The sequence below is a fragment of the Desulfurococcus sp. genome, from assembly GCF_038881575.1.
Lineage (GTDB): Archaea > Thermoproteota > Thermoprotei_A > Sulfolobales > Desulfurococcaceae > Desulfurococcus.
In genome coordinates this window covers 1-7,870 of the sequence record NZ_JAVZPN010000017.1, presented here as the reverse complement: position 1 = coordinate 7,870, position 7,870 = coordinate 1, and the positions used below count along the sequence as shown (strand labels likewise).

9 protein-coding genes and 1 tRNA gene are annotated in these 7,870 nt (G+C 43.0%); 4 read left to right on the top strand and 6 right to left on the bottom strand.

Annotation, left to right across the window (positions count from 1 at the left end):
- Together QXV08_RS08775 and QXV08_RS08770 are read left to right on the top strand one after the other, a co-directional pair.
- Window positions 1–246: chloride channel protein (locus QXV08_RS08775; protein WP_342821563.1), on the top strand; the 246-nt coding region annotated here is incomplete at its 5' end.
- A gap of 629 nt (window positions 247–875) precedes the next feature.
- Complete coding sequence (locus QXV08_RS08770; RefSeq protein ID WP_342821562.1) at window positions 876–1,025, top strand: hypothetical protein; 150 nt, start codon at window positions 876–878, stop codon at window positions 1,023–1,025.
- Here QXV08_RS08770 and QXV08_RS08765 read toward each other — a convergent pair.
- From QXV08_RS08765 to QXV08_RS08755, 3 genes are read right to left on the bottom strand one after another with little or no spacing between them, the layout of a single operon-like run.
- Entirely contained in the window at window positions 995–2,227 is a 1,233-nt protein-coding gene (locus tag QXV08_RS08765; RefSeq protein ID WP_342821561.1) for a M20 family metallopeptidase, read from the bottom strand. The two genes, QXV08_RS08770 and QXV08_RS08765, sit on opposite strands and share 31 nt — an antisense overlap.
- Before the next feature lies 1 nt (window position 2,228).
- Window positions 2,229–3,659, bottom strand: a complete 1,431-nt coding sequence (locus tag QXV08_RS08760) for a sodium:solute symporter family protein (RefSeq protein ID WP_342821560.1) — start codon at window positions 3,657–3,659, stop codon at window positions 2,229–2,231.
- Window positions 3,656–3,862, bottom strand: a complete 207-nt coding sequence (locus QXV08_RS08755) for a hypothetical protein (protein WP_342821559.1) — start codon at window positions 3,860–3,862, stop codon at window positions 3,656–3,658. The genes QXV08_RS08760 and QXV08_RS08755 overlap by 4 nt, the downstream gene beginning before the upstream one ends.
- A gap of 90 nt (window positions 3,863–3,952) precedes the next feature.
- On the opposite strand from QXV08_RS08755, the gene QXV08_RS08965 reads away from it, so the two are divergent.
- Entirely contained in the window at window positions 3,953–4,096 is a 144-nt protein-coding gene (locus QXV08_RS08965) for a coenzyme F420-0:L-glutamate ligase (protein ID WP_404991081.1), read from the top strand.
- On the top strand, window positions 4,093–4,440 hold the full coding sequence (locus tag QXV08_RS08960; protein WP_404991082.1) for a coenzyme F420-0:L-glutamate ligase: 348 nt from the start codon (window positions 4,093–4,095) through the stop codon (window positions 4,438–4,440). Before QXV08_RS08965 ends, QXV08_RS08960 begins: the two co-directional genes overlap by 4 nt.
- Window positions 4,441–4,762: 322 nt before the next feature.
- Here QXV08_RS08960 and QXV08_RS08750 read toward each other — a convergent pair whose 3' ends face one another.
- The 3 genes from QXV08_RS08750 to QXV08_RS08740 form a co-directional block, all read right to left on the bottom strand.
- Window positions 4,763–7,087 carry a plasma-membrane proton-efflux P-type ATPase gene (locus QXV08_RS08750; protein WP_342821558.1) on the bottom strand — a complete coding sequence of 775 codons (2,325 nt, stop codon included), beginning with the start codon at window positions 7,085–7,087 and terminating at the stop codon, window positions 4,763–4,765.
- A 489-nt stretch (window positions 7,088–7,576) separates the two neighbouring features.
- Window positions 7,577–7,651, bottom strand: a tRNA-Arg gene (locus QXV08_RS08745).
- A 5-nt stretch (window positions 7,652–7,656) separates the two neighbouring features.
- Window positions 7,657–7,870, bottom strand: a 214-nt coding sequence (locus QXV08_RS08740; RefSeq protein ID WP_342821557.1) for a hypothetical protein, incomplete at its 5' end; no start/stop codon positions are given.

Sequence of the window (7,870 nt, the reverse complement as noted above, 5' to 3'; positions counted from 1 at the left end):
GGACTCATTTACGCAACAATCCTCAACCTCCAACCAACCCCTCTCTACATAATGTCATCAATGGCTGCAGTAATGGCTGCAACAAACAAGACTCTCTTAACAAGCATAGCTCTAGTCTCCGAAACCATGGGTCCCAGCTATATAATCCCCACCGTCATATCCGCTTCAGTCAGCTATTTTCTAACAGGAAACAGATCTTTCTATAGAAGCCAGCTTGAGAGTAAATCAAACAAACATGAGAAGTAAAACCCATGATGAAACCTAAATAGACTGGTAATGTAAGGCTTTTAGCAACAGATGAATCGCTAAGACAAATCGGTATGATAACGTAGGATTATTGAGGATATAGAGAATCCAAAGGCGCAGAAGGAGATAGTTGACTGGGTTATGGGTTTATGACCAGATGAATTAGGTAAGAGTCGTATGCTTTCGGCGCCAAGAACTTTATGAACGCGTGCAACTGCGCAGGTGTCCGGCAGTGGTCTAGGATCCCGTCTCAGTGCACTGGCTACAACCTCTACATTCTCAACTCCTTGAACCTACTTCAACCTCTCCCTCATAAAAACTAGGGCTTCATCGATGATCACTAGTTCGAGAGGTTTAAACGAATGCTCTTCAGCTTCCTCGATCTTCTCCTCCTTCTGCTTCAAGCTTTGCTACTCTCTCCGCTACTCCTGCTACTCTCTGAACCACCTCTTCCACGCACTTCACTAACGGTAGTTATGAAGTTGCTCCATACTTCCTGGCGATCCTCCTGTAGCTCAAACCCTCCTGTAGCCCTCTCATCTCTCAGTCGGGTTCTCACTCACGATACTGCACCCTTTCAGCTTTGTAGCGCTGCAGTAGTAGTGTGGCGTAGGGAAGCTGGAAGAAGGATGAGGGAAGTAACAGGAAGCAGAAAACAAGTAGCAAACTTCGGTAGTTTTAAGTTAGAGCAGTTTATTCTCCCTGCAGGAGTACTGGGAGAAAAAGCATGCATACACAGAGTAGGCTTCTACTCGAGGTACTTCTTCATTAGTAGGTAGTAAATCTTGACCATCTTCTCGAATTCCTCGATCGGTAGGTACTCGTCTGCTATATGCGCTAAACCTAGAAGGCCGGGACCGTATGTAATTGTTTGAATACCCTCCTGTGTGTAGTACCGCATGTCTAATCCACCTAGGCAAACAGTTGTTCGAGGCTCAAAGCCAAGCACTTCCTTGGCTACTTCTCTAGCTGTTCTCACAAAGTCCGAGCTCGGGTCCGTTAATGCTGGTGGTAGCCTGTTAGTTACCTTCACTTCTATCTTGACCTCCTTGAACTCCTTAGATACTCTCTCTATTAAATCCCTAATTTCCCCCTCTACTTCTTCAACTCTCTCTTCTGGCGTTATTCTGCGGTCTATGGAGAAAGAGTAGAAACCTGGTACTACATTAACCTTCGCACCTCCTCTAACCTCTCCACCTATCATAGCAGTAGGTCTAGCCCCTCTCGGGTCATCGTACTCGTAAGCGCTTCTCCTAGACTCTAGCTGAGGTATGTACTCATCTATTAATCTACTTGCTACCTTAACCATATACTCGAAAGCGTTCACCCCTAACCACGGGGTTGAGCCATGAGCCTGTCTACCGTATACCTCAACTAATACCCAGAGAGCCCCCTTATGTCCTATCCATATAGTCCCAGAGCTGCTGGGTTCAGCTATTACAACGTAGTCAGGTCTGGAGCCTATTTCTCTTACTAAGTACCCAGTACCGGTCTCCCCACCGATCTCCTCATCTGGTACTAGAGCTAACTCTAAGGTGCCCCTAACCTTACCTACAGACTCGACTAAGGTCTTAGCAGCAGCAATAAATGCTGCAATACCGCCCTTCATATCTGAAGAACCCCTACCGTAAAGTCTTCCTCCCTCGATGATAAGCTCAAAGGGATTCTTACTCCAGCCACTCCCAGGAGGAACTACATCGTAATGTCCGTTGAACTGTAGAACTGGTTTACCGGTACCGTACTTTGCTAGCACAATATACCTGGGGTACTGAGAGTAGTCTGGGTAGTATCTTTCAACGTAATCTCGAGGAACCTCGAAAACGGAGACCTCGAAGCCGAGATATTCAAGCACTTCCTTCGACAACTTAGCAAAGTCGCCGTACTTCTCACCCGGTGGGTTGACTGTCGGTATAGACACCATATCCTTTAGAACTTTCAGACCCCATTCAGAGTTTTTTGCTATACGATCTGCTTCGCTCAATCTAACCACCTCTGTATGTAAGTTTAGATACTAACAGGGTGATAGGTAGGTTGAAGAGTAGACCCCAGATTATTGAGTGTATCCCTAAGTAGTCTGGCCAAACAAAGCTTGTTAAAACACCTACCACTAGACCAACTATGAGACCAGCTAAAACACCCTCTCGCGTAATCCATTTCCATATGCTTCCCAGAACCCATCCGGGGAACATCTGAGTTATTCCAGTGTATCCGACCAGTAGCAAGTAGACAAGGTACGCTGGCGCCGTGTAGGCTAGAATGACACTTATAATAGTGAACACAACTATCCCTAACCTGCTAACTAGCACCACTTCATTCTCGCTAGCTCCGGGCTTTATCCACCCCTGGTATATGTTTCTGGATAACAGGCTCGCTTGAGTTAATATTATGCCTGCAGCTGTAGACAATGCAGCAGACATCCCAGCAGCACCTATGAAGCCTAAAGCTATTGGACCGAAGGTGTCTCTTATTAGAGCTAGGAAGGCTTGATCGGCTACACTCAGCTTTACACCCAAGCCGAGAGCTACAAGTCCTGTTAGAGATGCCCAGATGATCCCTAAGACATGATACCAAGAGGTCATAACTATACTCCTTCTCAGAATCTTAGCGTCTTTTGCGGGGAACACTATTTGCGCTAGCTGTGGCCAAACCCAGAACCCTAGCCCGGAGCCCACAGCAGCTGTTATAACCCACTGAACAGAGTTTCTGCCTACCGCTGCCCAAAGATACGTATGATTGGGGGATGTTGCTTCTACTGCAGCAAATAACCCAGGCAATCCACCGAAGTAGTAGAAAATTAGTGAGAGCCCTCCACCTAGCATTGCCGCAAGCATTATTGCACCTAGAAAAACGTTAGTTATTGCTACACTAACCATGCCACCGAGGAAGACGTATATCATCACTACCACAAATGATATCACGGCGACGTGCAGAGTAGGTAGGGCACCGTAGGTGGAGAGATCTAGTACATACTTAGTAGTTAGGATCTGAAGCTGACCGTAAGGTATGTTAAAGATTATCCCTACTAGTGCTGTGAGAACCATTAGTAGTTTACTGCCATATCTCCACATAAAGAAATCTGCTTGTGTAAGAAGTCCTCGACCCTTAGCTGTCTCCCAAATCCTCGGTGCGAAGAAGAAGGCTAAAGTATATGCTAGAGCTCCGTAGATCCATGTGTAGAGAACTGGTGCGCCGAAGGCATAAGCCCAGCCTGCAGCTCCTAGAAAGGCGAAACCACTGTAGATGACCGCTGCCATGTTCAGAAAGGTTACTACGAAGCCTAGTGTTCTACCAGCAACCATATACGTATCAACAGTGAGGGCTTTAATTCTCAATTTATACGCTAAGATACCTATAATGAAGGTTATCGCTAGGATAATGGCAATTATTGAAGTAGCTATTACTGCTTCTATCACTGTCTCACCTCAAGCACGTAATAAGCTATACTCAACAGTACGGGGACCGTAAAAACCCACAGCAGCACCCAGAACCACAGCAGTGGTATGCCGAGAACATGAACATCAGGTCTGTTGACTACTGGTAGCATAGCTGATAGCATAAACCAGATGACTGCGGTAGCGATCATAAATCTTTTTTCAGTAGCGGTTTTCCTAGACATAACCTACCACCGACCCTTATCAAGTATCTCTCGTATGATATATTATTTTGATTATAGATTAATAAATATTATAACAAAGGAATTGAAAAGTTGAAGGTTGAGTTGTTTGGTTTGAGACTTCCTGAACTTCGTCCGGGTGATGATCTAGTTGAAGTAGTTTTAAAGGTTGCCAGTGTTGATGGTATTGAACTTCAAGACTATGATATATTGGTGATAACTAGTAAGATTTTATAAGAATTTTATCTAAAGCTCTCGGCCTTCTAGTTAACGTTGAAGATGTTAAGCCCTCTAAGAAAGCATGTAGGATTGCACGTAGAGCTGGCTTAGATCCGAGATTCGTTGAACTTCTTCTTCGCGAAAGCGATAGAATTGTTGTAGCAGTATCTTTCAAGAAACTTGTTGAGAAGAGAATTATAGATGTACATTTTCTCTCTAAAGAGCCATCTAAAGCAATAAAGACTTTAGAGTCTTATCCGACAGTATTTTTGACCATTAGAGATGGGATGCTGTGGAGCGATTCTGGTATAGATACATCAAATCATCCTCACGGAGTATACTCATCTAATATAAACTTATAAGAGCTGAACTCATACTCTAACCTCTTTATCCAGTAGGCCTTGTACTTATTCTAAAAACATTTGACTCCTTTAATGTTACAATTAACTCAATTAACTCCACTCTACTAGGTAGAACGATGAACAGCTTAAAAAAGCCTCTTTACAGCGAAAAACGACTCTGTATAAACACCGCCTAGAGCTCGCCTTATTTAAACCCTTCTACAACCTCCTCGACAGCTTAGAATTTTACATTTTCCCCTGATGTCGTAGAAGAATAGCTTTTCTACTCCTTTGTAGATAGGGTCTCGAGAGATCGTGCAAATAGTATGCGTTATGAAAAACTTCATTTATAGTTAAAAGCTTTGAATACAGCGATTTTAGCTACATCTGTAACTAGAAATGCAGATACAACATAGATTAACGCTAATGCCATGATATTTAAAGGTAACGCCGGTATTATTATCCCTTCCCATACGAGGATCGTTGCTACTACGCTGTCTACTATTATAGCTAACAACATGTACTTGCCTGGTCTTGAACTCCAAAACGGCCCAGTCTCTCTAAAGTTCACTACGTTCAAAAGCCCTGTGAGAAGGAGTATGTAGAAGATGAAGCTCTGCATTTGCGGATATGGTAAATCTACGAGTTTTGCTATGTATAGTGCTATAAATAGCTCCGCAAGATTTACGCCGCCAAGAATAGTTGACATCATTGTCAGTTTTCTCACGTTCCATTTCTCTGGTTTTTTACTTGGTCTTATTACATCAATACTTATAGATAGCGTTGGAAAGTCGTAGAGAAGCAACATTAGTATCATATGAGTAGGTGTCAGTATTGGAAGCCCGAGAATCAGTGTTGATAATGCTACGAAATACACTATGCCGAAAGTCTTAACAACTTTATTTATAGTCCAAACAACTATCTTCCTATAAGCACTTCTCCCGAGGCTTATGATATCGACGATTACTCTCAATCCAGGATATAAAAGCACTGCTGAAGCCACTGATTTAGCTACATCGGTGGCACCGCTAACAGCTATACCAAGTTCAGCTTTCTTAAGCGCAGGCGCATCATTAACACCATCTCCCGTCATGCCAACTACATGCCCTTTCCTCTGCAAAGCTTCTACAATATCGTACTTGTCTTCAGGAGTGACTTCTGCGAAAACATCGATATCTTCGATAATCCCACTCAGCTGATCTTTCGAGACCTCTCTTAAGCTTACAGCTTTATCACCAATACCAACCTTTCTCGCTATAGCCTTAGCTACGTGTATGTTATCCCCTGTAATCATCTTTGGATTTACACCTAGACCCTTCATGATTTTTATAAAGTGCTGAGAGTCTTCACGAGGTTTATCGTAGAGTCCCAGTAAACCAATAATCTTAACATCATTTTGTTGAGTCTCTAGTGCAACTGCTAATGGCCTAAGACCTTCATCACCAAGCGCTTCTACCACTTTTTCAATACTTTCCTTATTACTGTTACTTGCTAGTTGAAGAAGCACTTGTGGCGCTCCTTTCATAACCCTTAGTTTTCTATTCCCTAGCTGAATAATTGCTTCACTTCTCTTTGTTTCCGGCGTAAATGGCTTAAACTCCAGGATTTTAGCTATACTTACATCAATATTCATCTCCCTGGCTTTCTGTCTTATAGCGTTATCTATGGGGTCTTTTGTTACTTCTTCGGATACTAGAGCGGCGTATAGAACAACATCTTTCTCGCCATACTCACTACTTAGTGGTATTACTTTATCTACCACTATTCTGTTCTCAGTTATTGTACCTGTTTTATCTAAGCATATAATATCCATCATGGAAGCTGCTTCTACTGCCTCAAGTCTTCTAATAATTATGCCGTTCTTAGCGAGCTCAACGCTTCCAAGAGCAAGGGTTATCGTGGTCATAGCTGGTAAAGCTATGGGTATTGAGGCCAGTAGTAGTGTTAGAGTGAAGGGCAGAATATCTAGTATACTAAGCCCTACTAGGATAAGTTTCACTACAACTAGTATTATGAAGAAAGAGTCTATGAATAGAAGCCACTTGGTTATGCTATTAGTAATCTCCTCTATTAGAAGCCTGGGCTTCGCTATTTGAATTAATTCTACTGTTCTGCCGAAACGGGTTCTCACACCAGTTGCAATTATTTTAATCACGGCTTCGCCTCTGACAACAGTGGTTCCAGCGTAAACTGCGTCGTTAACATTTTTCTCGACCGGTATAGATTCCCCGGTTAACGCTGACTCATCGACAACTACGGAGCCCTCCACAATAACGCCATCAGCGGGTACTATATCCCCCATGGAGATCTTCACGATATCATCTGGAACAATGTCTTCAGCGATAACGTCGATCCATTTACCATCTCTCAAAGCCTTCACAACTACCTTCAACTTCGATTTAAGCATCTCAACGGCTTTACTAGCTCTATACTCATGGAAAACACCTATAACGGAGTTTACGAGAAGCAGTGAAACCATAATAGCGAAGTCGACGTATTTCCCCAGGATAAGGGAGATCAATGCTGCTATTTCTATAGCATATGGCGTTAACCCCGTAAATTTCTTTAAGAAAATCACCACTATGTTCTCTTTCCTCTCAGGTACCTTGTTAGGACCGTAGGTCTTAAGCCTTGCAAGGACCTCTTCACTAGTTAAACCTTTGTACATGCTTTTCACTACCTTTTCATTGCCTATATCCGGACGTATTATTAGTATGTGATTTTAATATGCGTATTTAAGTATTGCATCGATCACCTAGCATGCAATAATATGGGATAACCATTGTGAGTACGGAGAGATGGAATAAAGGAATTAGCTTGTAAATAAGGAGCCTCGAGATTCTTGAAGATGCTCTTCTCCTAAATCAAGTTATTGATATGAATAGAGAATCATGGACTTGATCTTAACCTAGAGAGATATCACTATGCATTAGAAAATCTTGAGAGGCTTCGTAACTAGTAAAATAGCTACCGAGGGAAACAAGAGCACGCCCTTACTAGAGCTACCGGCTTTGATCTACGCCTTGACAGTGCTCATATAGGTGAATGATAATTCAGGTGCGTTGAATCACGTTGAGGGAGCTCCACGAGTGAGTTTCCGGGGTTCCGCGGATCCGGGAACGCTGGAGGGATCTTTAAACAATTAAATAAATGATCACGGGCCCGCCGGGATTTGAACCCGGGTCCTCCGGCTCCGGAGGCCGGCGCCCTATCCTGGCTGGGCGACGGGCCCTCTATCTATTCTGTTTCTATCCATTTTCTTATTCTTTCTGCTACCTCACTTGGGTATATTGAGAAGTTTTCTAGATCTTCTAGGTATTCTCTTAGGCTTTCTAGAGGGATTATCTCTCCTCCATCTTCTCTGAGTTCTGCTAGTACTCTCTCTATTTTTGCAAACATTATCTCTCTATCATCATGCTTATAGTACATTGCTTCGAATCCTTTCTCTTCT

Excerpts from the sequence above, each read along its gene's own strand:
- QXV08_RS08750 (WP_342821558.1), bottom strand. The coding sequence starts at position 7,087 with ATGTACAAAGGTTTAACTAGTGAAGAGGTCCTTGCAAGGCTTAAGACC.
- QXV08_RS08770 (WP_342821562.1), top strand. The coding sequence starts at position 876 with ATGAGGGAAGTAACAGGAAGCAGAAAACAAGTAGCAAACTTCGGTAGT.
- QXV08_RS08755 (WP_342821559.1), bottom strand. The coding sequence starts at position 3,862 with ATGTCTAGGAAAACCGCTACTGAAAAAAGATTTATGATCGCTACCGCA.